The 25,262-nt window shown below is 55.5% G+C and carries 20 protein-coding genes and 4 pseudogenes; 15 read left to right on the top strand and 9 right to left on the bottom strand.

What is annotated here, in order from left to right:
* The first annotated feature begins 68 nt into the window (after nt 1-68).
* From AAEZ05_RS03165 to AAEZ05_RS03145, 5 genes are all read left to right on the top strand, one after another.
* On the top strand, nt 69-1,685 hold the full coding sequence (locus tag AAEZ05_RS03165; RefSeq protein WP_350646599.1) for an arylsulfatase: 1,617 nt from the start codon (nt 69-71) through the stop codon (nt 1,683-1,685).
* Between the two features lie 68 nt (nt 1,686-1,753).
* Nucleotides 1,754-3,022: an OmpP1/FadL family transporter gene (locus AAEZ05_RS03160; RefSeq protein ID WP_045059549.1), complete on the top strand. Its 1,269-nt coding sequence runs from the start codon at nt 1,754-1,756 to the stop codon at nt 3,020-3,022.
* Between the two features lie 42 nt (nt 3,023-3,064).
* Nucleotides 3,065-3,742, top strand: coding sequence for a DUF3313 domain-containing protein (locus AAEZ05_RS03155; RefSeq protein ID WP_045059548.1), 678 nt, complete (start codon nt 3,065-3,067; stop codon nt 3,740-3,742).
* A gap of 62 nt (nt 3,743-3,804) precedes the next feature.
* On the top strand, nt 3,805-4,230 hold the full coding sequence (locus tag AAEZ05_RS03150; protein ID WP_045059547.1) for a hypothetical protein: 426 nt from the start codon (nt 3,805-3,807) through the stop codon (nt 4,228-4,230).
* A 14-nt stretch (nt 4,231-4,244) separates the two neighbouring features.
* Nucleotides 4,245-4,703 carry a glycine zipper 2TM domain-containing protein gene (locus AAEZ05_RS03145; RefSeq protein WP_045059546.1) on the top strand — a complete coding sequence of 153 codons (459 nt, stop codon included), beginning with the start codon at nt 4,245-4,247 and terminating at the stop codon, nt 4,701-4,703.
* Between the two features lie 357 nt (nt 4,704-5,060).
* Here the strand turns inward: AAEZ05_RS03145 and AAEZ05_RS03140 are convergent, their stop codons facing one another.
* Entirely contained in the window at nt 5,061-5,954 is an 894-nt protein-coding gene (locus tag AAEZ05_RS03140; protein WP_045059545.1) for a LysR family transcriptional regulator, read from the bottom strand.
* Between the two features lie 94 nt (nt 5,955-6,048).
* On the opposite strand from AAEZ05_RS03140, the gene AAEZ05_RS03135 reads away from it, so the two are divergent.
* On the top strand, nt 6,049-7,215 hold the full coding sequence (locus AAEZ05_RS03135; RefSeq protein WP_350646598.1) for an MFS transporter: 1,167 nt from the start codon (nt 6,049-6,051) through the stop codon (nt 7,213-7,215).
* A 75-nt stretch (nt 7,216-7,290) separates the two neighbouring features.
* Here AAEZ05_RS03135 and AAEZ05_RS03130 read toward each other — a convergent pair.
* Both AAEZ05_RS03130 and AAEZ05_RS03125 read right to left on the bottom strand, forming a co-directional pair.
* Nucleotides 7,291-7,410, bottom strand: a pseudogene (locus tag AAEZ05_RS03130) (DUF2388 domain-containing protein); the annotation flags it as partial.
* A gap of 146 nt (nt 7,411-7,556) precedes the next feature.
* Nucleotides 7,557-8,777, bottom strand: a complete 1,221-nt coding sequence (locus AAEZ05_RS03125) for a cyclic di-GMP phosphodiesterase (RefSeq protein WP_045059543.1) — start codon at nt 8,775-8,777, stop codon at nt 7,557-7,559.
* 92 nt (nt 8,778-8,869) lie between these two features.
* Here AAEZ05_RS03125 and AAEZ05_RS03120 point away from each other — a divergent pair, with 92 nt between their 5' ends.
* Nucleotides 8,870-9,223 carry a hypothetical protein gene (locus AAEZ05_RS03120; protein ID WP_152644266.1) on the top strand — a complete coding sequence of 118 codons (354 nt, stop codon included), beginning with the start codon at nt 8,870-8,872 and terminating at the stop codon, nt 9,221-9,223.
* 220 nt (nt 9,224-9,443) lie between these two features.
* Here AAEZ05_RS03120 and AAEZ05_RS03110 read toward each other — a convergent pair whose 3' ends face one another.
* The 3 genes and pseudogenes from AAEZ05_RS03110 to AAEZ05_RS03100 all read right to left on the bottom strand — a co-directional run.
* Entirely contained in the window at nt 9,444-11,000 is a 1,557-nt protein-coding gene (locus AAEZ05_RS03110) for a methyl-accepting chemotaxis protein (protein ID WP_045059541.1), read from the bottom strand.
* A 310-nt stretch (nt 11,001-11,310) separates the two neighbouring features.
* Nucleotides 11,311-11,589 carry a hypothetical protein gene (locus tag AAEZ05_RS03105; protein ID WP_045059540.1) on the bottom strand — a complete coding sequence of 93 codons (279 nt, stop codon included), beginning with the start codon at nt 11,587-11,589 and terminating at the stop codon, nt 11,311-11,313.
* Between the two features lie 177 nt (nt 11,590-11,766).
* Nucleotides 11,767-11,856, bottom strand: a pseudogene (locus AAEZ05_RS03100) (transcriptional regulator); the annotation flags it as partial.
* 1,706 nt (nt 11,857-13,562) lie between these two features.
* Between AAEZ05_RS03100 and AAEZ05_RS03095 the strand changes: the two are divergent.
* Entirely contained in the window at nt 13,563-15,182 is a 1,620-nt protein-coding gene (locus tag AAEZ05_RS03095; RefSeq protein ID WP_045059539.1) for a methyl-accepting chemotaxis protein, read from the top strand.
* Between the two features lie 898 nt (nt 15,183-16,080).
* Here the strand turns inward: AAEZ05_RS03095 and AAEZ05_RS03090 are convergent.
* Nucleotides 16,081-16,359, bottom strand: coding sequence for a hypothetical protein (locus tag AAEZ05_RS03090; protein WP_045059538.1), 279 nt, complete (start codon nt 16,357-16,359; stop codon nt 16,081-16,083).
* 40 nt (nt 16,360-16,399) lie between these two features.
* Between AAEZ05_RS03090 and AAEZ05_RS03085 the strand changes: the two are divergent.
* Nucleotides 16,400-16,675: pseudogene (locus tag AAEZ05_RS03085) on the top strand (transposase); the annotation flags it as partial.
* A gap of 229 nt (nt 16,676-16,904) precedes the next feature.
* On the opposite strand, the gene AAEZ05_RS03080 reads toward AAEZ05_RS03085, so the two are convergent.
* Nucleotides 16,905-17,666 carry an IclR family transcriptional regulator gene (locus AAEZ05_RS03080; RefSeq protein WP_045059537.1) on the bottom strand — a complete coding sequence of 254 codons (762 nt, stop codon included), beginning with the start codon at nt 17,664-17,666 and terminating at the stop codon, nt 16,905-16,907.
* 167 nt (nt 17,667-17,833) lie between these two features.
* Here AAEZ05_RS03080 and AAEZ05_RS03075 point away from each other — a divergent pair, with 167 nt between their 5' ends.
* Nucleotides 17,834-18,220, top strand: coding sequence for a nuclear transport factor 2 family protein (locus AAEZ05_RS03075; protein WP_045059536.1), 387 nt, complete (start codon nt 17,834-17,836; stop codon nt 18,218-18,220).
* A 139-nt stretch (nt 18,221-18,359) separates the two neighbouring features.
* On the opposite strand, the gene AAEZ05_RS03070 is transcribed toward AAEZ05_RS03075, so the two are convergent.
* Entirely contained in the window at nt 18,360-18,914 is a 555-nt protein-coding gene (locus AAEZ05_RS03070) for a VOC family protein (protein ID WP_045059535.1), read from the bottom strand.
* Between the two features lie 85 nt (nt 18,915-18,999).
* Here AAEZ05_RS03070 and mhpA point away from each other — a divergent pair, with 85 nt between their 5' ends.
* The 5 genes and pseudogenes from mhpA (at nt 19,000) to AAEZ05_RS03045 (ending at nt 24,914) form a co-directional block, all read left to right on the top strand.
* Nucleotides 19,000-20,478 carry a bifunctional 3-(3-hydroxy-phenyl)propionate/3-hydroxycinnamic acid hydroxylase MhpA gene (gene mhpA, locus AAEZ05_RS03065; RefSeq protein WP_045059534.1) on the top strand — a complete coding sequence of 493 codons (1,479 nt, stop codon included), beginning with the start codon at nt 19,000-19,002 and terminating at the stop codon, nt 20,476-20,478.
* A gap of 44 nt (nt 20,479-20,522) precedes the next feature.
* Nucleotides 20,523-21,524 (top strand): fumarylacetoacetate hydrolase family protein, encoded by a 1,002-nt coding sequence (locus tag AAEZ05_RS03060; RefSeq protein WP_350646596.1) that lies wholly within the window; start codon nt 20,523-20,525, stop codon nt 21,522-21,524.
* A gap of 197 nt (nt 21,525-21,721) precedes the next feature.
* The gene (locus AAEZ05_RS03055) at nt 21,722-23,095 is read left to right on the top strand and encodes an MFS transporter (RefSeq protein WP_350646595.1); all 1,374 of its coding nucleotides are present in this window, start codon (nt 21,722-21,724) and stop codon (nt 23,093-23,095) included.
* A gap of 175 nt (nt 23,096-23,270) precedes the next feature.
* Nucleotides 23,271-24,488: an OprD family porin gene (locus tag AAEZ05_RS03050; protein ID WP_502947755.1), complete on the top strand. Its 1,218-nt coding sequence runs from the start codon at nt 23,271-23,273 to the stop codon at nt 24,486-24,488.
* Nucleotides 24,489-24,555: 67 nt separating this feature from the next.
* Nucleotides 24,556-24,914 (top strand): annotated as a pseudogene (locus AAEZ05_RS03045) (ExbD/TolR family protein).
* Nucleotides 24,915-25,262: the final 348 nt, after the last annotated feature.

The raw sequence follows: 25,262 nt of genomic DNA, 5'->3' as shown, positions 1-25,262 counted from the left end.
GATCCCAATTTTCTGGATGGCCGGGGGGCTGTCCTAATGGTGCTAACGCAAGTTCGCAGGATTTCGACATGAACCGGACGAAGCTATCCTTGATGTTCGCTATTCCCTTACTGTTGTCTGCAATGATTCTACCGGCCGTGACGCAGGCAGCCGACAAGCCACCTCCGAACATTGTCGTGATCATGGGCGATGACATTGGCTGGTCCAACATCGGCGTCTACAACCAGGGCATGATGGCCGGTCGGACGCCGAACCTCGACCAGCTTGCCGCTGAAGGCATGCGTTTTACCGACTACTACGCCGAGGCCAGTTGCACGGCGGGTCGCGCCAACTTCATTACCGGCGAGCTGCCGATCCGTACTGGCATGACCACAGTGGGCCAGGCGGGTTCACCGATCGGGATTCCCAAAGAAGCGGTCACCATCGCCACCGCCCTCAAATCCATGGGGTACGCCACCGGCCAGTTCGGCAAGAATCACCTGGGTGACCTCAACCAGTTCCTGCCTACCGTTCACGGCTTTGACGAGTTCTTTGGCTACCTCTATCACCTCGATGCCATGGAAGACCCAGCGCACCCCAACTACCCGCAGGATCAACTGGAAAAATTCGGCCCGCGCAACATGGTCCACAGCTGGGCCACCACCACGGATGACGCCACCGAGATGCCGCGCTGGGGCAAGGTCGGTAAACAGAAGATCGAAGACGCCGGTACGCTCTATCCGGAACGGATGAAAACCGTCGACGACGAAATCCGCGACAAGGCCTTTGCCTTCGTCGACAAGGCCAAGCAAGACAACAAACCCTTCTTCCTGTGGCTCAACCCGACCAGGATGCATATCGTCACGCACCTTTCCGAAAAATACGAAAAACTGCGTAATTCGGAAAACGGCTGGTCCGAGCAGGAAGCCGGCATGGCGCAGCTGGACGATATCGTCGGCGAAGTCATGGCCAAACTGAAAAAAGAAGGCATGGATGACAACACCATTGTGGTCTTCACTACCGACAACGGCGCGGAAAACTTCACCTGGCCAGACGGCGGCACGACCCCGTTCGCCATGGGCAAAGGCACAGTGATGGAAGGTGGCTTCCGGGTTCCGGCCATTGTTCGCTGGCCTGGTCAGGTGCCGGCCAACACGATCGGCAACGGCATCATGTCGGGGATGGACTGGTTCCCGACCTTCGTCGCGGCGGCGGGCAACCCGAACATCGCGCAAGAGCTGCTCAAGGGCAAACAACTGGGCGACACCACCTATAAGGTTCACCTGGACGGTTATGACCAGACGCCCATGATTACCGGCAAAGGTCCGTCGAATCGCCATGAGATTTTCTACTTTGGTGAAAGTACTCTCGGCGCGATCCGCATCGATGACTTCAAGTACCGCTTTATCAATCAGCCTGGCGGTTGGCTCGGCGCCAAGGAACAACCAGACATGCCGGTGCTGACCAATCTGCGGCTCGATCCGTTCGAGCGCATGGGCTGGTCCGAGAACCTGACGGCCAACGGCTCGCTGTCCTACTTCGAATGGTTCAAGTACCAGTTCTGGCGCTTCGTGTTCGTGCAGGATCAAGTCGGCAAGCTGGCAATGACCGCGGTTGAATATCCGCCGATGCAAAAAGGCGCGAGCTTCAACCTCGAGGCGGTCAAGGCCAAGATTGAGGCCGCTCGGGCGGCCATGGGCAAGTAGCTCTTCAGGCTGATCGCGGGTGGCTGTCATGAGCCACCCGTTTTCCTGACAGTCATAGGGAAAAGTCCATGCAGATAAAACCCGCAGTGGTTTCCGCCCTCCCCTTGCTGGTGCTGTGCTGCCAGCAGGCTTTTGGCGGCGGCATCATGCTTTACGAAATCGGCACCGATAACGCCGGCCTGGCCAACGCCGGTGCCGCCGCCCGGGCCCAGGGCCCTTCAACGATTGCCAGCAACCCGGCAGGCATGAGTTACCTGCCAGGCACGCAGATCACCGGCGGTTTGCAGGTGCTGTACGGCAATCTCAAATTTGATCGCGACAACGACACTAATGTCGCCGGCAGCGGCAGTGGCAATGGCCTCGACCCCATTCCCGGCGGCAGCTTCTTCATCACCCATCAACTCGACGACCACTGGAGCGTGGGCTTTGGCCAGTACGGCGACTTCGGCCTTGCCGTCAACTACGACAATGATTGGTCCGGACGCTACTTCGCGCAAAATTCCAGCCTGCTCGGCTTATCGATGGTGCCCAGCGTGGCGTATCGCTTCGATGAGCAATGGTCGGTAGGTGTCGGCGTCAAAGCCATGTACGGCAAGATTCAGGCGCAGACTGCGATCGACCGCTCACCGTTGGGCCTCACCGACCGTGGCGACGGCCAGTTCAAATACAAGGATGAGGACTGGGGTTTCGGCGCCAATGTCGGTGTGATCTACGCCCCGCAACCCGGCACGCGCATCGGCGTAACCTACACCAGCAAGGTCGACCTGGACTTCGAGGACGGGCTGGACGTCAAAGGCAACGGCCTCGCGCTGAATCGCTTGAATGGCCTCAATACCCAACTCGACATGACGGTGCCGCAAACCGTCACCCTGAGCCTGTTCCAGCAACTGGACCGGCAGTGGGCCCTGCTCGCTTCGGTCAATTGGCAGGACTGGTCCGAGTTCGGCGATGTCGGCGTTCAGGTCGACACGGCGGTAGCCGGTACGCAATCGACCACCATCGACGCCAACTACAAAGACACCTGGCAACTGGCACTCGGCGCGCAGTACCAGGCCACCGAGCAACTGTTGTGGAATCTGGGCGTGGCTTACGACAGCAGCGCGGTTTCGGATAATGACCGCACCGTCACCGTACCCATGGCCGAATCCTGGCGCCTGGCGACGGGGGCCACCTATGCGCTGAACAAAGATACTGACATCAACCTCAGCTGGGCCTTGGTCTGGCTGGGCGACATGCCGGTGGACCAGACCAAATCCCTCTCAGGTGATCGAATCTCCGGTCAATTCGACAGCGCCTGGATTCAAGCCGTGACCGGAAACATGACTTGGCGTTTCTGATTGCCCATATAAAAAACGACTTAATCCACGGAGCACCGCACCATGAATTTTTCACAAAAAATGCTGATCGGCAGCGCACTGAGCGTTGTCCTGCTCAGCGGTTGCACGTCCCAGGTTACCGAGCGCGAGCAGTATTCCGGTTACCTGTCCAACTACAACAACCTGCAGCAAGTGACCACCACCACCGGTGAGAAAGCGATGCGCTGGGTGAGTCCTTCGTGGAATGCCAATGCTTACGACACGGTCGTGTTCAACGGGTTGGAGCTCTATCCGGCACCGAAACCCGATGAGCGAGTCAACCAGCAGACGCTCAATGACATCCGCAACTACATGAGCGACAAAGCCAGTGGAGTGCTGGGCCAGAAATACCGTGTGGTGTCCAGCGAGGCCAAAGCCCCTCGCGGCTCAAAACCCCTGATTCTGCGTGCGGCCATTACCGGGGTAAGCGCTTCCAATGAAGGGATGAAGTGGTATGAAGTCGTTCCGGTAGCCGCCGTGGTCGGGGCGGCGCAAGCGGCGACCGGCCATCGCGACCAGGACACCAACCTGTTCATCGAAGCCGAGTTCATCGACCCAAGCAACAATCAGACGGTGGCCAAAGTGGTGCGTAAGGTGGCCGGCAGCCAACTGTCCAATGCCAGCCAGCAAATCACCGCCAAGGACTTCAAGGCAGCGATCGACAAAGTCAGCGCCGATCTATGGGCCTTCATCCGCAGCTAGCCAGTGCGCAATCACCGACTTCGGTTGGTGATTGAATCCCTTTCAATCAGAGGACATTCGACATGCTGCCTCCATCACCAGGATTGTCCAGCGTATACCGCCCCCTCTTGGGCGCAGCATTGATCGCCTGCGCGCTCGCTCTCACGGCGTGCGCCACCGTCGATGCGCAAACCACGGCTTATGTCGGCGTGGAGCACCCGGCACCGACGCTGGCCAGCGAAGTTCAGGTACTGCGTACCGAGCCCACCCGGCCACATGTGCGCCTGGGCGAAATCATGATCGATGCCAGTGTCGACCCTGCGCCGCCCATCACCCAGGTCGAACAGAAACTGCGTGAACAAGCCGCCACCCTCGGCGCAAACGCGGCAGTCGTCGTGTACGACAATATCCAGCCCGTCGCAGCTTACGTGTCAGGCCCCCTGTGGAGCCGCGACATCGAAACGATCCAGGGCCGCAAGCTCAAAGCGATTGCCATACGCTATCAATAACGAGGTGCACGCAAATGAAAGCAATCCATTCCTGGCTGACGCTGACGTTAATGGCAGTGCTCATCAGTGCCTGCTCCGCCGTGAGCTCCACCGACGGTGGTGCCGGTGAGGTCGAGATTCGCTCGGGGACCATCGAGCAGATTTCCTTGACGCAGATGCAGACCAACCACGACAGCGGTGTCGGCGCCGTACTTGGCGGCCTTGGCGGTCTGGGCATAGGCAGCCTGATCGGTCGCGGTACCGGCCGCGATGTCGCCATGGTAGCCGGCGCGCTTGCCGGTGCGGTCGGCGGTAATTACGCCGAGAAGAAAAAATACGATCAGCCGGTAGAGGCGCAGCAGATCATCGTGCGGGTAAGAAGCGGCGTGCTGGTATCGGTGACTCAGCCGATCAATTCGTCCTTGAGCAAAGGCATGAAGGTGTACATCCAGGGGTCGGGTAATGACGCGCGGGTGGTACCGCAAGGTGGCTAGGGTTCACACGGAGGGTTGCCGTGACAAAAGTCGATGTGAAATCGCGCTTCGAAGCAAAGCTCCTTCGCCCGGCGAAGCCCGGTAATTACTGGGACTTCCCGGCGGTGGTCTTGAACAGGGAGAGCCATGCCAGGACGCTACAATACTTGAGCTGCGTGAGACCCGACGTAGATATATCGCTGATATCTGGGCTGGCGAGCGATCGGACAAATGCGTCCAACCCAGCCCCTGTAGGAGCTGTCGAGTGCAACGAGGCTGCGATCTTTCGATCCGACATCAAATTACCGCGGCTCAATCTGTTCCAACATCCGATTCGCCGTAATCCAAGTACCCGGAAATATCAGCTTACCCCTCCGCTTACATCCGGTGATGTTCCAGCAAGAAGTCCACGAACAACCGCACCCGCGCCGGCATTGCCGAGCCACCTACGAACACCGCATGAATCGGTTCCTGGTCGCCGGGGTTCCAGGCTTCCAGCAGCGGTATCAGATCACCGTGCTGCAGATCCTCGCTTACGCTGAACTCGCCGATACGCGCAATGCCGGCACCTACTCGCGCGAGTTGTGCCAACGCTTCACCACTGCTGCATTCGATGTTGCCGCTGACTTTTAGGGAAAACTCTTTCCCATCGCGGATGAACGGCCAGTTGGGTTCGGCACGCCGGAAGTTGAAGCGCAGGCAGTTGTGCTGTAGCAGGTCTTCCGGTTCCTGGGGGATGCCATGGCGCTGCAGATACTCGGGCGATGCCACCACTACCTGGCCGGTGTCGCCGATCCTGCGCGCGGTCAGCGGGCTGTCGGGCAGATGGCCAAAGCGCACCGCGACGTCGGCCTGCCCGCCGAGAATGTCGACCACTTCGTCGCCGAGGGTGAGGTCGACGACGATGTTCGGGTAACGGGCACTGAATGCTGCCACCAAGGGAACGATGGCCAGCCTCCCATGGCCAAGGGCGGCACTGACCCGCAATCGCCCCCTGGGTACGCCCTGATCGGCGATGGCTTCTTCGACCTCGGCCATGTCGGCCAGGATACGTCGGGCGCCGCGCAGGAAAGCCTCGCCCTCGGCGGTGAAGGTGATCGCTCGGGTGGTGCGCAACAGCAGGCGGGTGCCAAGACGTTGCTCGGTACGCGCGATGATCCGACTGACTGCCGAAGGTGTGAGCCCCAAGGCCCGCGCGGCGGCCGATAGGCTGCCTTCCTGCGCCACGGTGGCGAACACGTCCATTTCTCCTGACCTGCCGCTGAAGTCCATTTGTGCTCCTTAAGCAAAGGTTATTGCCAGAAATGACGTCTAGCGCCTTAAAAGCTTGGATCGTAGCATTGGCGGCATAGATAAGGAGCCTTCCATGCGTATCAATCCACCACTTGTCGCACTCGCCATTGGTGCCTTTGGCATTGGCGTTACCGAGTTCGCCCCCATGGGCATGTTGCCGGGCATCGCTGCGGATCTCGGCGTTTCCATTCCCGCCGCAGGTCTGTTGGTCAGTGCTTACGCCTTGGGTGTATTGCTCGGAGCGCCGCTGATGACCCTGACCACCGGCAGAATTCCCCGGCGCTATCTGCTGATCGGACTCATGGCGATTTTCACCCTGGGCAATCTGATGTCAGCCCTGGCCACCGATTACTACAGCCTCATGGTCGCCAGAGTGGTGACCTCACTGAACCACGGTGCGTTCTTTGGCGTTGGTGCCATTGTCGCCGCCAGCGTAGTCGCCCCGGAGAAACGTGCCGGGGCGGTTGCGGCAATGTTCATGGGCCTGACCTTGGCGACCATCGGCGGTGTGCCGCTGGCCGCCTGGTTTGGCGAACTGTTCGGCTGGCGCACCGCATTCTGGGGTATTACCGGTCTCGGCGTGGTGGCCATGGCCGCCTTGTGGTTCGCCTTGCCCAACCTGCAGGCGCCGCGAGGCGTCAGTGTATTGGCCGAGATTCGGGTACTGGGCCGTGGCCCGGTGCTGGGGGCGTTGGCCCTGACCGTAGTCGGCTCGAGTGCAATGTTTACCGTCTTCACCTACATCGCGCCGATCCTCAGCAGCGAGACCCATGCGTCCACCGCCTACATCACCGCCATGCTGGTGCTATTCGGTGTAGGGTTGACGCTGGGCAACATGTGGGGCGGCAAGGCCGCTGACCGCTCGATAGATCGCACCCTGATCGTTTCGCTGAGCGTGCTGATTCTCGTCTTGCTGGCGTTCACCGTACTGATGCGTTGGCCGCTGCCGACCGCCGTTGCCATCCTGATATGGGGTATCGCCAGCTTCGCCCTGGTGCCGCCGCTGCAGATGCGCGTCATGGAGGCTGCCAAGGACGCGCCCAACCTGGCCTCGGCGATGAACATCGGTGCCTTCAATTTCGGCAACGCGATCGGTGCGGCGCTCGGGGGCGCGGTGATCAATGCCGGGCTGGGTTATCCGGCGATTTCCCTGGCCGGAGCGGCAATGGCGGGTCTGGGGCTGCTGATGGTGTTGGCGTTTGCTTGGCGTTCCAAATCGATTGCAGCTGCGGTGGTGTGACGATGATGTGAGGGGGCTGTTCGTCACCCTTGATGAATGACGACTAGCGGCCAAAAGCGGTCGCTCAATGTGCCGTCACTTAAGCGCAGTCACGGCCTCGGCGATCGGCGCATCACTGGCGTGAGCCATGTTTGCACCACCGCGCAAACGCACCAGCGCCTGCTCAAAATACGTTCCACGGACATTGCCATCGGACCCTACGAACGCCTATGCGTCAGGCTTTGCTGCGCTGAGGGCGTTTGGGTTCCTTGTTAGCTACGTAGAGACTCCGGTGGTCGTGAAAAAACGCGTGGAAGATGCACCCAAGCGGTCGCTAACCCTGGAGCAGATAAACGCCCACTTTAGCGCCTGCCTGCCCATAACTCATCGAGGCAGGTAAATCCCCAGGCTTCGGCCGACTCTCGTGCGACGATCTTGTCCACGCCCACTAACTTGGCCAGGTTGACCACCCTAGGCAAAATGGAGGTGCGCCCCTTGGCCAAAAAAAACACCTTCACTTTGGGCGTCAACAACGACTTTTCATGTTGTTCGATCACCACCGCCAGCCCCCCGCTTTGCAGTCGCACCAGAGACCCCACCGGATAAATTCCGACGGTCCTGACAAACGCGTCGAATACTTTTTTATCGAAATGACCGTGCCACTGGGCCATTTTCTGGATCGACTCCGCCGGCCCCCAGCCCTTTTTGTAAGCTCGGTCCGAAGTAATCGCATCGTAGACATCGCAGACTGCCGCCATGCGGGCAAACAGGCTGATCTGTTCACCATTGAGACCAAAGGGGTAACCGCTGCCGTCGACTTTTTCGTGGTGATGCAGGCACACATCCACCGCGAGGGCGCTGACATGCCGGCAGGATACCAGGATCGCCGCACCGGCCTGCGGGTGATGGCAGACCGTTGCGTATTCGCTATCGGTGAGTTTCCCCGGCTTGTTGAGAATAGTGTCGGAGATGGTCACCTTGCCGATGTCATGCAGCAGCCCGGCGATACCGGCTTCGTGCACCTGCGCCTCGTCCAGCCCCAGCTGACGCGCCAGAGCAATCATCAGCGCACACACGGCCACCGAATGCATGTAGGTATATTCGTCGGCATTCTTCAGGCGTGCCAGGCTGATCAAGGCATTGGGATGGCGCAGGATCGAATTGGAGATATCGTCAACCAGAGTGACGATCTGCTCCAGTTCGATCACCGCCCCCATGCGTGCATGATTGAACATCTGCTCCACCGCCGACTTGGAGCGAGCACAGATCCTGAATGCCGCAGCGACCTCCTCTTTCATGCTGGCATGAGCTAACGACTGCTTTTCGCCAATAGCCAGCAGACGAACTTCGACTGTCCGTTCGACCTCTTCGACCGACAGGCTCGCACGCCCCTCAAGTACATCGAGCCCCTTGTCCGTGTCGATCCAGACCTGGGTGATGGACGAGTGCAGGATCTGCTCCAGATCGTGTTCCTTAGTCAGGGTGAATCGATTTCTCCAGAAGGGGTAGTCCATCCAGGAGCCACATAATTCGCTGATATGCATGCCCAGGCAGAGCTCGGTGGTGCTTATACATTTCAGCATGTTGGGAACCTATATTCAGTTGGTATTTCAATGCTCTGCGTTGCTGTCGCTCATCACTGAGCGTACAACCATCCACCGCGTGGGTTGGCGAAGTGATTGGGCAGACGCTTTTAACCAAACGAGGAAATGTCTTATTACCGGCCTTTTCACTGCACTCCACTCAAGAGCTGATGATGGATGTGCTGACCTGGATGAAGTTTGGACTCACCGCGCAAAATCGTGCTGTGATGTTGGACGCTGATCACTCAACCCACCCGCTGAACGCCTGCGTCCAAGCACCTATGGGGCGCTTGGCTACTGGAATTTATGCAAAAAATCTCTGCGCACGCTCATCCATCGGTAAGTTTAAGTACCTCAACAGCGCCTTGTGCGACCGCTTGGACATGAGCGCTGATGCAATCCAGCCCATGCTCACTCAGTTGGTTGATGAGGGCTCGCCAGCATGAGCTCGACCAATTCACCACCTATCAGGTTGTCCGGCGCAAAAAAAGGAAATCGAGGCAAGGCCCACAAAGCAGCTGTCGCCTTGGGGATGAAAGTCGCCTTTGAGGCTGAGTAGGTAGCATCTGTTAAATATTCTGCGACGATCAGGTATCCACCCTGGTGTCCACATTTTCAATCTATCACTATGTCGGCTTTCAGACTGGGGAGCGCTTTAGGCCAGCCCTATAGTCGAAAGCGCTTAACCAAACCGTCAAGTTCATGACCTAAGCGTGCCAACTCTATACTTGAGGCAGCTGTCTCATCACTAGCGCCAGCAGTTTGTTCAGAGATATCACGCACGTTGAGCACGCTCCGGTTGATCTCTTCAGCCACTGCGCTCTGCTGTTCAGCGGCTGAGGCTATCTGCTGATTCATCAACTGGATCGTAGACACCGTGCGGGTGATATTTGCCAAAGAGGTTCCGGCACGACGAGTTAATTCAACACTGCTGTCAGTCAATATACGACTGCTCTCCATAACGGCGGATACCTCTCGAGTGCCGCTTTGCAAGCTGGAGATTAGCTTTTCAATTTCTTCGGTGGATTGCTGGGTACGCTTCGCCAGGCTACGAACTTCATCGGCAACTACCGCAAAACCTCTTCCAGCTTCACCAGCTCGCGCGGCCTCAATGGCGGCATTGAGAGCGAGTAGGTTGGTTTGTTGTGCTACCGCCTTAATAACATCGAGCACACCGCCGATTTTGTTGCTTTCCTCTCTGAGATTACTCATAGCTACGGTGGAGTTACCGACTTCGAAAGCCAGGCGTTCGATTTGAGCCACGGCCTCGCCAACAACTTTGTCACCTTCGCGAGCCTGCTGATCTGCGGCGGCCGCGGCATCAGAGGCTTCTTCAGCATTACGCGCTACCTCTTGCACGGTGGAGGTCATTTCGTTCATGGCAGTAGCAACTTGATCGGTTTCGACTCTCTGGCTGTTCACACCAGCACTGGTCTGCTCGGTGACGGCTGACAACTCTTCGGCAGCGCTAGAAATCTGGATGACGCTAGCGCCGATACCGCCAATCAGTTCGCGCAGGCCGATGGTCATCTGTTGTAGGCTTCTCTGCAATTGCCCTACCTCATCGCGGCGATTGACCTCCTGATGCTGACTCAAATCGCCGGAGGCAATACGATCGACGTTCTTGAGGATATGCTGCAACGGTGTAACGATTTGCCGGGTAATGATCCAGGCCGCGACGGCACCGAGCAGCAATGCCAGCGCAGCGATGATAGCAAGCAAGTTTTTAGCAAAAGACGAATCGGCATCGCGCTTGGCGGATTGCGACGCTACCAACTGCTGGGTGTTACTGAGCAGGATATCTCCTTGCACACCCATTCGGGCGAACACCGGAGTCAGATCGGCTCCCGCCTGGCTTAAGTCGCTCAGGGCATCGCGGTACACCTTGACCGCAGCTATCTGCTGGTCAATCAGCGCCTTATCGCTGGACACAGTCAATTGGACACGAGCAGTATTCAAATACCCAGCCAGTTCGTCGAGGGTCTGGAGGATCATCCGGGCACCGTCCCCCTTAGGGTTGAGCTCCATCTGCAAGCGATGAATTCGCAGGTCCTTGGTCATCTCGCTGACACGAGCGATGTCCTGTACTTTGACGCTGCGCTCAGCAAGAATATTGATTGCTGTCCAGCCGGTTAGTGCAAGGAGAAAAGTCAGCCCTAATACCAAGCCGAATCCAAGACCGAGTTTGGCGCTGACACGGATATTGCTGATCCAACCAAACATTTTATACTCCAAAGCTGCAGACTGCGTTTAACCAGAGGATAGACCACAGATGCCTATCGGCGTCTCTTCGATATGCATTAGCTAGTTTTTCCACACTTCGTCGGAATGTAAGGTAGGGTTGAGAGGAAACTGCCTTGTTCACAGGTCATCTCCCGCCCGCTTGATTACAAGCCGCTCGCTTGAAGTTGTGCTCAGAACACAGCGCACGCTGCAGAGCGGTGCGATGGAATGCGTCCTGGACGTGAAAGCGGATTAACGTTCGGCGTCAAAGTCCACAAAAAACGGGCACCTTCAAGGTGCCCGTTTTGATTTACGCCGACGCCTGCGCCTGCGCCCGTAACCGTTTACCGATCACTTCCAGCAGGTCACAACCATCACGCAGCGGAATGGCCAGCAGTTTGGAAAAGTCCGCCAGCACGACAGTGTCGCAACCAATCTCGGCGCGGAAGGCGATGTTTTCCAGCACCTGCGTGACCGTGCGGATTCGGTAATCGGCCATGGCCAGGAGGGCGTCGAGTGGGGCTTGAGTGTCGATGAGCAGTGCGGCCGGAATCTCGTCGAGTCCGGAAAGGGGGGTGTATCTGTCCATAGGTAAAACTCCGATCAAGCAAAGGTTGACCCGATCGATCAGGTCGCCAAACCTGAGTCGCCATTGTGGGCGACGGTGCGGACTATAAGCTTCATCGGAACAGCGGGCAAGGTCAGGTCCAATCAAGGGCCCCTCAACCAGGCCCTTTTACGCAAAACCACCGCCTGCGCCTCATTAAACGTTTCGGTCAGCGAGGTATTCCGGATGGTCAGTAGACGAGCCAATGGCGAAAAGCGAGGGCGAACCCAGAGCCTGATGAATGTCCAGGGAGACTGAACCATGGTTTAGGTGTTGGAGCACCAGACTTCTGAACACCTGGCCGCTCAAGCAATGGATAAGGTCTGAAGCACTTAAAGCAAATCGACGGAGAATGGGCACACAGTGTGTTCATCAGGATTGGTAACCCACACTGCGTAACGTTGGTATCGGATCGACAAGCGCTGCCCGGTTTCGACTCGCTGAATCGGGAACCCTGAATAATGCATTGAGAAAAATTGCTTTCGCGGCGGGCGAATTTGGCATCGGAGAACCATGCCACGTATCAAATGGGACGCGTTTGAGGGAGCGAGATCGAGCATTTCCGGATAGGGCCGGCCGTCTTTTTTGTGACGATTGGAGCGCTTCGCTACAGGCAGCAATCGGCCGAGGCTGTGTAGACTGGAAATCGCGTTTCTACGCGAAATCCACATCTGCAGACGTGCCGATGAATTTCAGATTTAACGTAGCCGCGGACACTTCAATTTTGGCGAAGCGTTTTTTCACACTCTGAGTCAGAAGCAAATCGGAATGTTGCGACGACCAACTAATTTCGTTTGTTTTGGATTGTCGGAATGACTTGTATTCAACTAACCATAAACTAATCCATTTACATGTATTTCTCTGTAAAAAATAAAAATGCAACAGCGGCTCATCAGAATTCTTAGGTTAGTAGCCTTCTACGTTCTTCCATACCAACAACATATTTCTTCGAAAAAGCTGCCTCTGGATCCACATAACCTCGACAAGACAAGGAAGCTGATTGCTTAAATCTGACTGGGAACTGATTCTAGCGTTATTGAGCGGCTATTTCATGCAGTCGAGACTGGTTTATATTCCAAATTAATCTAATGGCGCCCAGACCGGCGCATGAATTGCTTGGATTGCACTCAGGTATCGCCTCAAACCTCACCCATAGATTAATTAAGGTTTTCACTGATAAAGTGCTCATGCTTCGCTTGCACTGGCCGATAACGAATTGGAAGGTAATTCTGTCATCGGCGAGAATGAGAAATTTTAGGGTATCGGTGCGCAGTACACTCAGCGGTACCCTAATGGCCCTGTGATTGGTTGCACAGGGCGGTGTAAGCCCTGTTAAAGGGGGTAAATCCAAGAGACCTCCAGGGAGTTGGAAAACGACCAATTGTAAAGCATTCTCGTTGCATACGTGATTAATGCGGCTACGATTGGAAAAGCGGCGACTGATATATCAGGCCGACTCGCAAGCAATCCAGCACACTCAAAGCCAAAGCCCACGCATCCTTTGTAGTGAGCGGGATAGCGGCTTGATTGTTCACGGTCATTTCAAGTAATGGTGCAAATTATTTGCAGCGCTTGATCAACTCACAGCACTCGACAACCATTATGCACAGAGGGATGCACAGGATTATGCAAATTCAGACATCAAGCCTATAAGCGGGCTTCTCTCAGATGCGGTAGATAGGCTTGTCCAAAAAAAATCGGCGAGGGTGGTAATGCGGGCAAGCTATTCTAGAACACCAATCAAAGCTGCCTGATGTCTGTAATTATTATCATAATTGGCAGCCACACTGGGGACTTTTGTACTCGCTTTGCTGTTTATCAAAAATATCGTCACCCCGTTGACCGACATATATCGGGTTAATGAAGCCATCGTTAAGGGTGATCTGCGCAGCACCATAACCTTCGAGTCGATGGCCTGTTAAAAAATCAACCACGTTCTAACACTGGAATTTCGTATGCTCTTTAGAAACCTCAATGTGGCTCAACGCGCGGCCCTATTTTTCACGTTAATTATCGCTTTGGTCTTTGCGCTTGGCACATTCGCAGTGATGCAGATGCGGGAGCTGAGGGACGCCGAGAAAGACGTCGAACTCAACTGGATGGCTAGCATCCAACAAGCGGCACTGATGAACGCTACAGTCCTTCGCTTGAGGCTAGAAACACAGCGAGGCCTTGCTGAACCCCAATCCATTCAAAAGACGATTGATAGCTTCCCTGCGTACCGCAAGGCGCTCACCGATGTGGTGGCTAATTACGCCTCCCTCGTATCGAACGAGAAGGAGGCCACGTTATTCACATTGGTGAAAACCAGCGTCGATGAGTACTCCAAACAGTTGGAGCGTCTCGAACCGCTGATGAGGCAGGGTGACATAGCTGCTGCGTCTAGCCTAGTGACTACCAGCATCCGCCCTCTGACAAATAAGATGGAGGGGCAGATCAAAGACTTGATCAATTTTAACAACGAAGGCGCAGCGCAGGCTGGGCAAAACGCAACCGATCTCTATAACAATGGATTTTGGCTGGTTGTCGGCCTAATTTCTGGCGTTGTCGTCCTGACGGTTGGGCTGGCATCGCTGCTGACGAAAAGTATTACGTCTCCTATCAACGATGCCTTGTCGGTTGCGGAGCGTATCGCAGCCAGTGACCTCTCCAAGGAAATATTGGTCAGTGGGACTGATGAAGCTGGGCGACTGTTGAAAGCACTCGCACAAATGCAGGCAAACCTGCGCACTACGATTATGCAAATATCCGATTCGTCTACCCAACTGGCGTCTACGTCAGAAGAGATGACAGCGGTCACCGAGGAGTCTAGTCGGGGTCTTGTCGCACAAAATGACGAGGTCAATCAAGCTGCCACCGCGGTCACTGAAATGAGCGCGGCCGTTGATGAGGTCGCTCGTAACGCGCAGTCAGCTTCTGAAGAATCAACGCGTACCCAGGGCTATGCCGAGATAGGTTTGGCGCGAGTGGCTCAGACATTGAAGTCAATTCAAAAGCTGAGCGGTAACGTTGAAAACACGAGCGAACAGATTCAAGGGTTGTCGGATCGTGCCCAAAGCATCACTAAAGTTGTCGATGTGATTCGGGCGATTGCAGAGCAAACCAACCTGTTGGCTTTAAACGCTGCTATCGAGGCCGCACGCGCAGGCGAGCAAGGCCGTGGGTTTGCGGTAGTTGCTGACGAAGTAAGAGCTTTGGCCCATCGCACTCAGGTCTCGACTCAAGAAATCGAGCAGATGATCGCTGCCATCCAGAACGATTCTGATCTGGCCGTGAAGGCGATGAATACGAGCAGAGACCTTGCGACCGAATCACTTGGTGTCGCCCAGGAGGCCAGTACCTCGCTGGATCAAATATCAACGGCCATTGTTCAGATCAATGAGCGAAATCTCATGATCGCTACTGCATCTGAAGAGCAGTCGCATGTTGCGCGGGAGGTTGACCGTAATCTGGTCAGTATTCGCGAGCTGGCAACACAGAGTGCTGCCGGAGCAAGCCAGACAGCTAGTGCGTGCGGTGAAATGTCAAAACTGGCAGTTAATTTGAATCAGTTGGTTAACCGATTCGTGGTGTGAAAAAAGGCTTTTTTGAGCTTGTGACGAGCTTCTGATCGGCAGGGTGGGTCAGTTTTCAATCAGCGCCGACACCTCGTATTCAAAAATGCTCCAGTTGTCGCATCGCAAGGATAGCCAGAAAAAATGTGATGCGCTGAGCGTAATTGTGCTTACGGCACACCGCGCCTCGATAAATGACTTGCCCAAACGCATGCTGATTTCGGCGCGCCTTTCTCAAAGATGTGCTGATGCAGCGCTTACCAACAAGTCCAGTAAGATCGAGGGTTAGATGCGCTGGATAGCCTCAAGAAGCCGCGAGTGCTTCCGTAGAGAGATCTGTAACTCATTTCGATTGCGGCTGGTTTACGTACTTTTTCCGCGGCAATGCTGTACTTGAGAAACGCAGAAAAGACAAAGTATCGACTGACCGCTATGGGTCGAGGCTGTGTAAAAACGTTTTTGAGCGCGTCAGGTGCTCAAACCGGACTGGACATCGCGTTTCTAGGCGAAATCCACATCTGCAGACGTGCCGATAAATTTCAGATACAACGTAGACGCGGACACTTCAATTTTGGCGAAGCGTTTTTTCAAACTCTGGGTCGATCCCAGCCTGTTCCGACAGACGAAAATCAGCCGTTAGCTACCCGGTGAAAAGCCAGTTCTTGCGCCCGAGAGCCCACGGTTGGATCCGGTCTTCGAGCTAAACGCCCCCTCCCCTCTCGCAAGTTTCCAGAAGGGCTGTTTTGCTCACAGGTTATCTCCCGCCCGCTTGATTACAGGCCGCGCGCTTGAAGTTGTCCTGAGAAAACAGCGCCCGCTGCAGAGCGGTGCGATGGAATGCGTCCTGGACGTGAAAGCGGATTAACGTTCGGCGTCAAAGCCCACAAAAAAACGGGTACCTTCAAGGTGCCCGTTTGATTTACGCCGACGCCGACGCCTGCGCCCGTAACCGTTTACCAACCACTTCCAGCAGGTCACAACCATCACGCAGCGGAATGGCCAGCAGTTTGGAAAAGTCCGCCAGCACGACAGTGTCGCAACCAATTTCGGCGCGGAAGGCGATGTTTTCCAGCACCTGCGTGACCGTGCGGATGCGGTAATCGGCCATGGCCAGGAGGACGTCGAGTGGGGCTTGTGTGTCGATGAGCAGTGCGGCCGGAATCTCGTCGAGTCCGGAAAGGGGGGTGTATCTGTCCATAGGTAGAACTCCGATCAAGCAAAGTTTGACCCGATTCAAACGGGAACGGCGGGTTCGACGCTGGGAGCATGACGCCATACTGGAGAATATGCAGAACAGACTGAGCAACGCGCCGGACATGATGCGAGTCCGCAAGCGGACGGTCGAGCATCCCTTCGGTACACTCAAACAATGGATGGGCGCGACGCACTTCCTGATACGAAAGCTAAACGGAGTAAGTGCGGAGATGAGTTTGAACGTCCTCGCCTACAACTTGAAGCGGGTCATGAAAATTCTCGGCACCAGCGGTTTGTTAATGATGGCGATGTCGGCCTGAAGAGATCTGTAGTTTGGCCACCCGGCAAAGTAGAAGCGGCGCTGGTGGCTCCCAGACCCTCGTGATGATCCGCAGGCCTTGTTGTGAGCAATTACTCAGCTAACAACCGTCAGCGCTGCGCGCCAACAGCGCATCCGCGCGTTTTCACACACTCTGGGTCAAAAGCAGTCATCCGTGGGAACCCATCGAGTCAGCCATCTTGTGACCTGTGTAAATAGGCCCTCAAAGATCAATTTGCAGGTGACACTCGGGTCATTATTTCCTGGGCAGTCCGCTGCAAGAGCTGAATCAATTTCGTCTGGTTAACCAGATTCATACGATCAACCGAGCTAACTAAACTTAGCGCTCCCTGAACCGGCCCCTGAAGTGGCTGGAGCGCCACCGATACGGCTGCCACATCTTCATCCACTTCCCCGACGGAGAGATAGAAGCCAGCTTTGCGAATATCGCTGTAATACTTTCTAAAAGTCGCCCATCCCGTCGGCAAATCAGCCTCTGATATCTCCTTCTGGTTGGAATCAAAGACTTTGTGCAACTGTGATGTGGTGAAGCTTGCCAGAATGATCTTCGGCGCCGCGCCTTTAAACAGTGGCCGGATCCGTCCCCGGCCATAACTAAGATTAGTCGGCGTGGAGCTCAGTTCATGGTGTGTGTCAAGGATCTGGCTACCAAAAAGTCCCGAGACGATACAGTTGAAGCCGGTCTGCGCCACCAACTCCTGCATAAGCGGCAAGGCATGCTGCAACACAGGATCGGCCTTACGTATGTAATGGTCCAGGACCATGACTCTCGGCCCCAGGGTGTACATCGAGTCGGCAGAGCGTTGCAGCAGGCCTGCTTCGGTGAGCATTCTCACGTAGCGGTAGCCGGTTGGTAATGACACCTGCAATGCGTCTGAGATGGCGTCAGCAGACCAACTCAGCTGATTGTCAGTGAACAGATCCAGTACGCTAAGCATGCGGGAAAGGCTTGAATCGGATTTTTCTATCATGGGGATTCTGCAGGATCCTAAAGCGCTAATAACAAAATAACGATGTGCGGCTAGGCAATAACAAGGACGCATCCTAAACGCAAGATTCGTACCGAGAATTATCGCAATATGATAATTTATACCATTATCTATGGTTCAGTATAATCTCTCTCTAAGGAATTTCTGTCGTGTTGAACGCCCACGTACACCTCGCCTCCTGCCTAGAGCGACGCCGATGCGAAGCTCTTTTAAAATCAGATCAAGCCGAGTTAGATTTGCTGCTATCACCCAAGCTGGTCTATATGCACTCCACCGGTGTCAGAGATAACAAGAACAGTTTTTTGACCAAGCTAGCGGATGGGAGCCTGAAATATCTGTCTCTCGAATTTTCCCAGATCGGTGCCCAAGCATCCGATGACAGTCTGATAGTGACAGGGCTGATGACCGCAAAGGTGCTCAAGGCAGGTCAGGAGAAGGCGGTGAGTAGCCTGTTTATGACTGTATGGGCGAACGAAGAGCTGGCCGGTGGACGGCGCTGGAGGCTATTCGCCCACCAAGGCTGTCCCAAGGTTTAAAAGCCGACCACCAATAGCGGTCCGCGACAACCTATCGGCTCTAGGCGCGCTAAATTCCGTCTCTTTTCGGCGAGAAACTTCATTCCGCTACGAGTGCGGGGCGCATAGCTAAGCCCCGCGACCTTATGCCCTGGTGTGATCAATCCACACCCATGAGCCTGGCCATTTCTGTCCGCCATTCACTACGGGGACGGAAGCCTGGAAGCTTTCGTGCATGGACTTCAGCCCAGGCCAGTAACTCGTCTGGCGGTAACTCAATCGGCATTGGCACTCGCATCGGCTGGCTAACGTACCAAGGTGTATCGACATAGATTTCGATACGGTTGCCCTCCGGGTCGCGGAAATACAGTGATAGCGCATTGCCGTGAGTAACTGGCGCCAACTCCGTGACCGGAGCCTCCTTGAGCCGCTGGTGAAACGCCTGAAGCGTTTCTATCGAGTCTGCCGTCATCGAGATTTGATTGACGACATTGAAGTCGAGATGCTCCGGGCGTCCCGAGACCAAAACTATCTGATGGTGCACATCCGGATCGCGACTGGTGAATACCAAGTCGATGCGCCCGTTCGGCCCCTCCAAGCTCCCCCTATCCGTAATGGTGAAACCCAGAACCTCAGAGTAGAAGGCTCCTAGCGCCTCGACATCCCGGGCGAAGATGCCCATGTGGCTGAACTTCAATCCAGTATTTTTGCTCATTGTGATTTCCTCTCAATTTTTTCTTTGACACCGCCACCTATAAATACCATTATTCTCATATTGTGACAAACAAGGCGGAATAAAAATGAAAGACGTCGTTATCATCGGCTGCGGGCCCACCGGCGCCCTCCTCGCCAATCTTCTGGGGGAATTGGGCGTAAGCACGCTGGTGCTTGAGCGAGCAGCTGGAGTGCTGGAGATACCCCGTGCAGTTCATATCGACGGGGAAACCATGCGCATCATCCAAGCGGCTGGTATGGCTAATGAAGTGCTGGCATTAAGCCGCCCTGGGCATGGCATGCACTGGGTGGATGCCGAGGGAGAAACCCTGGTGGTACGGGAGGGCCAACAGGGTCTGGGTGACCAGGGATGGCATAACGACTACTACTTCCATCAACCCGACCTTGAAAAGGCAGTTCGTGCCGGCCTCTCCCGTTTCCCCCATGTAGAGTTGCGTGAAGGCGTACAGGTGACGGATTTTCGTCAAGATGATGTAGGGGTCACTCTGAGTGTACTGAATGGCCAAACAGGTCAGAGTGAGCAAATTGAAGCTCGCTATGTAGTGGGTTGTGACGGAGCCCGCTCGATCGTTCGCCAGTGGATAGGCGAAAGCCACGAGGATCTCGGCCTGCACCAAGCGTGGTTAGTCGTCGATGTGCAGTTGTATCGACCACTGGACCTCCCTGAGCACACCGTGCAGCACTGCAACCCGTCCCGCCCAGCCACTTCGAACTACATCACGCCACTTCGCAGGCGCTGGGAAATCATGCTGCTGGACAGCGACGACCAGACCGAAATCACTCACCCGGAGAAAGTCTGGGAACTATTGGCGCCTTGGGTAAGGCCTTCTCAAGGCAAGCTGGAGCGTGCGGCCACCTATATGTTCCACTCCTTGATCAGTCAGGAATGGCAAAAGGGTCGCCTGTTTATCGCCGGAGACGCGGCCCACCAGACGCCGCCGTTCCTCGGCCAAGGACTGTGCGCCGCTGCGCGTGACGCAGCCAATCTGTCATGGAAACTTGCGCAGGCCATAGCCCATCCTGATAGCGCTGGGATCCTGAACACCTACGAGCCTGAGCGTAAACCACACGCCCGTGAATTCGTCGACCTTGCCGTACAGCTAGGCGGGATCATTCAGGAGACGTGCCCCCAGGCGGCATCCGTGCGCAATACCGAGCTTAAGAGTAAGGGCCTTTGTTTTCCTTTCCCCCGCCCAACTTTAGGCCCCGGCGTGCATATGGGAACAGAAGGAATCGTCGGCAAGATCGGCTTCCAATCCGTGCTGCCCGACGGCCACTGGCTGGATGACCTGGTCGGTCCACACTTCTGCTTAGTGATCGAAGCAACTCAAGCCCATCAGCTGACAGCGGAGACCGGAGGACTGCTGGAAGTCCTCGGCGTCAAGGTTATTCGCGATGGAGGTCTGAGATCTCAGCAATGGTTAAAGGACAACAATCTCGCAGCGGTGCTGCTGCGCCCTGACAGGTATGTCTTCGACGGCCTAGCCAACCTCGCCGATTTACCTCTCACGCTGGAGCATCTGGCCGCTTGGATTAAACCCTGAGGCTCGAAGCAGCTCTCTCCGCAACCCTTAGTAAGGAAAATAATATGAAGTTTGCATCACTAAAAAATGGCCGTCGCGACGGTGCACTAGTTCTAGTTTCGAGTGACCTCAAAAAGGCCGTTCCAGCAGAGGGAATTGCAGCGACGTTGCTCGAAGCACTTGAAGAGTGGCCAAAAGTACAACCACAGCTGAAAGCACTCTCCGATAAGCTCAACGCCGGCCAGGCGCTCGGCGCTTTTGATTTTGAGCAATGCCAGCTGGAGTCGCCTCTGCCACGTACTTTCCAGTGGTGCGATGGCTCTGCATATCTCAATCATGCAGAGTTGGTACGTAAAGCGCGCAACGCGGAGATGCCAGAACAGCTCTATCACGACCCCATGCTTTATCAGGGCGCATCGGATTCCTTTATCGGACCTCGCGACCCAATCCTGGTAGCCAAATCTGAATGGGGAATTGACCTGGAGGGTGAGGTCGCCATCGTGACCGACGACGTACCCATGGGCGTTTCCGTCGAGGAAGCAAGCAAGCACATCAAGCTGGTCATGATTCTGAATGACGTAAGCCTGCGCAATATCATGCCAGCCGAGTTGGCAAAGGGCTTTGGCTTCCTCGTCTCGAAGCCTTCTACCGCATTTTCTCCGGTTGCCATAACCCCTGAAGAGCTGGGTGGAGCCTGGGATGGCGGCAAGGTGCTTCTTCCCTTGATCTGCCACGTCAATGACAGCCTCCTGGGCAAGCCAGATGCAGGTGTTGACTGCTACTTTGACTTCCCTCGCCTGATCGCCCATGCCGCACAAACTCGCGAACTGCGAGCCGGAACCATTATCGGCTCCGGCACAGTATCGAACCGTGACACTTCGGTGGGCACAGCCTGCATTCAGGAAAAGAGGATGCTGGAGAAACTAGCGACCGGTGAGATGCATACACCTCATCTCCAGTTTGGTGACCGCGTGCGAGTAGAAATGCTGGATGCTGATGGCCAATCCGTGTTCGGTGCGATAGAGCAGACCGTGGTTCAGTACCAAGGGCCAGTTAAGAACGCATAACCCCCCTGCTATGCCAGGCAGCAAGCCGCTACTGGGCATGCCCAGCAGCGGCTTTTTAACGTTTAGATACGCCCTAATAAAAACAATTATCGCTCAGGAGTCGCAGACATGATGCTATGCAGCGTTTCTCAAGTCACGCCCTTAGACCATTCAAATATTTGCCGAACTAACGTTTTTAAAACGGTGGAGGGCAAAGTATGAACTCTACAAGCGCGCCAATTCAAAAAATTGATATTGGCATGTTTCTCGATAGCAGCCCCTTATTGGGCATGCAGAAATTAGTCATTTTCATGACCGCAATGGCGATAATTCTTGATGGTTTCGACTCACAGCTGATCGGGTTCGCCATCCCCCAATTGATGGAAGAATGGGGTGTTTCCCGCGCCGCGTTTAGCTCGGTATTAGCAGCTGGCCTTATTGGTATGGCTATAGGCATGGCTTGCGGTGGTTGTCTGGCAGACCGCATTGGACGAAGTAGAGTGCTAGCGACCAGCTGTTTGCTATTTGGAACGGCTACTATCCTAATCGGCTTTGCCTCGAACGTTGAGGGCGTCACGATTTTGCGTTTTATAGCAGGTTTGGGCATTGGCGCAGCATTGCCTTGCGCTGCCACTCTCACCGCCGAATACACCCCTGCTCGTCAGCGCACAATGGCTATAACCCTGACCATCGTATGCTTCCCTCTCGGCGGGATGATCGCCGGACTTTTTGCTGCTTGGGTTCTATCTCGCCATGGTTGGCAGTGGTTGTTTTGGGTTGGCGGTTCAATGCCCATATTGTTAAGTTTGCTGCTCTTCGTGTTTCTGCCCGAGTCCCCTCGCTATTTGGCGCGCCACCAACGACGCTGGCCCGAACTTATCCATATTCTAAAACGCATGGGGCACACGATCTCAGAGAGTTCTGAGTTTGCCGACAGTGCAGAACGTCCATCACCTAAGAGGTTAGGCTTTAAAGCTCTGTTTCAGGCGGCTTTCGCGCGGGACACTATCGCCATATGTCTGGCATTTTTCAGCGTCGTGCTATCACTGTATAGCGCTTTCAACTGGCTACCGGCCGTACTATCGGCCGAAGGCCTGTCAATGGCGTTGGCCAGTCAGGCCCTGGCCGCCCATAACTTGGGGGGGGTGCTAGGTTCGCTATTTTGCGCCTATGCCATCACCAGATTTGGGTCACGCGTTCCTTTGTTGATCTGTGGGTCCCTAGCCGCCCTGAGCGCTTTTGCGATGTTGGGCCTCGATATCAGTCATAACGCGGGTTTAGTCATTGCCGGCTTTGGCGTCCACGGTTTCTTTGTTAACGCCGTACAGACCTCGCTCTATGGCTTGTGCGCCCATGTCTATCCGACAGAGGTTCGTGCAACTGGCATGGCTACAGCCCTGGCATTCGGCAGGATGGGGGGCATTTTGAGTGCCTTCATTGGAGCGGCTGTAATTACTTTTGGCGGCCTCTCAGGCTTCCTGGTAATGCTCGGCGCCGGCATGGCCGCCGCCGTCATCGCGTTGTTGCTAGTACGCAGTCACCTACCTGGCAAGAAAAGCTCCGCTCGCTTGGCTACTGCCAATGCGCACTAGAGAAGAGAGGTGGCGCCGTTTTTAAATTAATACCCGAAGGGCGACCATTAAAGGTTCGCTCCGAAGAATCGAGGTGAGCCGGAAACTGGCTCACCACCTTCCTGAATGAAAAACAGCCTGCTTCAAGGGAATAAAAATAATGAATCCCGCATACATTCACGCCCGTAAAAAACTGATGTTGGTCATGATCATAATTAGCGCACCCGCGCTCTCTCCCCCCGCTAAGGCTGACTTTATCGATGACAGTAAGGCCCGAATTGAAATGCGTAACTTCTACCTCAACCGCGATTTCCGTCAGGACAATGCCCCGCAATCCATCGCCGCTGAATGGGCCCAGAGCTTCACGGCGCGAATCGAGTCTGGCTACACCAATGGCACGTTCGGCTTTGGCCTTGATGCCCTCGGGAAATTGGGGGTCAAGCTCGACTCCAGCCCTGACCGGCGGGGAACCGGTCTGCTGCCATATGGCCCCGACAGTCACGAACCGGCCGACGAGTTCAGCACGCTGGGCTTGACCGGCAAATTACGCGCATCCAAAAGCGTACTGAAAATCGGTACCCTACAACCGCTGCTACCAGTGGCGACCTATAATGACAACCGTATGCTGGCCTCCACTTTCCAGGGCGGCTTGCTGACCAGCCAGGAAATTAGCGGCCTGACGGTCAATACCGGACGTCTGACCAAAACCAATCTGCGCGACTCGTCGAGCAATGACGACATCGGTTATGGCATCGCCAGCAGCGATCACTTCGATTTTGCCGGTGGCAGCTACGCCTTCAACCCGCAACTGAACCTAAGCTACTACTACGGTAAGCTCGATCAGATCTATCGCCAGCATTTCGTCGGTCTGGTGCACACCCAGCCTTTGGGCAATGGCTTCAGCGTGCGCAGCGACCTGCGCTACTTCGACAGCCGCGGCGACGGCGCCGAACGCGCCGGGCGCATTGACAACCGCAACTTCAACAGCATGTTCACGTTGGTTAAGGGCGCGCACAAAGTCAGCGCCACCTGGCAGCAGTTGTCCGGAGCCAGCGCCTTCCCGTTTCTCAACGGTGGCGATCCCTACGTGGTCAACCTGGTGACCTACAACACCTACACTCGCGCCGACGAGGACTCCTGGCAACTGCGCTACGACTATGACTTCGCAGCCCAAGGCATTCCCGGCCTAACCTTTATGACCCGTTACACCAACGGCCGTCACGCCAAGACCGCCAGCCTCGATAATGGCATAGAGCGCGAACGCGACACCGATATCGCGTATGTCATCCAGAGCGGCGTATTAAAGGACGTGAGCATACGGTGGCGCAACGTGACGTTTCGCTCAGGCAATGGCTTGACCACCGCTGTCGATGAGAACCGAATAATCCTCGGTTACACCTTGGCACTATGGTGATCCCTGTCTGGCGCCACCGCTGTTACGGCTCAGGACGGTACGCAGAAAATGAAGCAGGCGGCCTCATATGGTCATCTCTGTGCAATACAGTGATGAGGTGCTGAGCGAAATCAAGGTGACACCCCTGTGTGGATGTGATGCTGGTGGTGTTTATCGTGACCGCCGCAGTGCTAACCAGCGCCATTCCGATCAACGTGCCCAAGACCGAAACCGTGGCGCCGGTAGAGCAGAAGGATCCGCTGGTGGTAAGCATCAACGGCCCCGGCAAACTGTTTCTCAACAAGATGAAATCCAGCCCGATCTGCTGGAGTTTCAACCTAAAGTCGGCCAAGGCCAAGGACCCGGAAGTACGCGTGCAATTGCCGACGGATGACGGGGAATTACGGCGAAGTCGCGCGGGGCATAGCATCGATCAAGCGCGCATGAATTACCAAGTTGTCGGTAATTATTCCGCGTTAATAAAACAGGTGGTCAAGTAGAGTGTATCTTCGCACGGTATCCGTTGGGTCTTCTACCTAACCCTCCTGCACGACATCCCGCGCTGGCTATTTCACGACATGCAGCAAACACTCCCAGTGTCGGATGAACATACTGCTTTGGTAATCACCTCGTAAGCCCGCACCAATGACGGCACACTTTTAAATATTGGGGCGTCAGGACAGTTGCTGTTTTGTGGGCCGCTTACTTCAAAACGGCTTTTTTACATTTTACATGGTGCGGGTTTTAGAACATCAGCCTCGCAGATGATTCTTGGCTTGCGTTTCCCCTCTACGA

Source organism: Pseudomonas sp. HY13-MNA-CIBAN-0226, assembly GCF_040310305.1.
Classification (GTDB): domain Bacteria; phylum Pseudomonadota; class Gammaproteobacteria; order Pseudomonadales; family Pseudomonadaceae; genus Aquipseudomonas; species Aquipseudomonas gregormendelii.
Note: the sequence above shows the minus strand (reverse complement) of the source record. Positions and strands in the feature narration are given on the sequence as shown.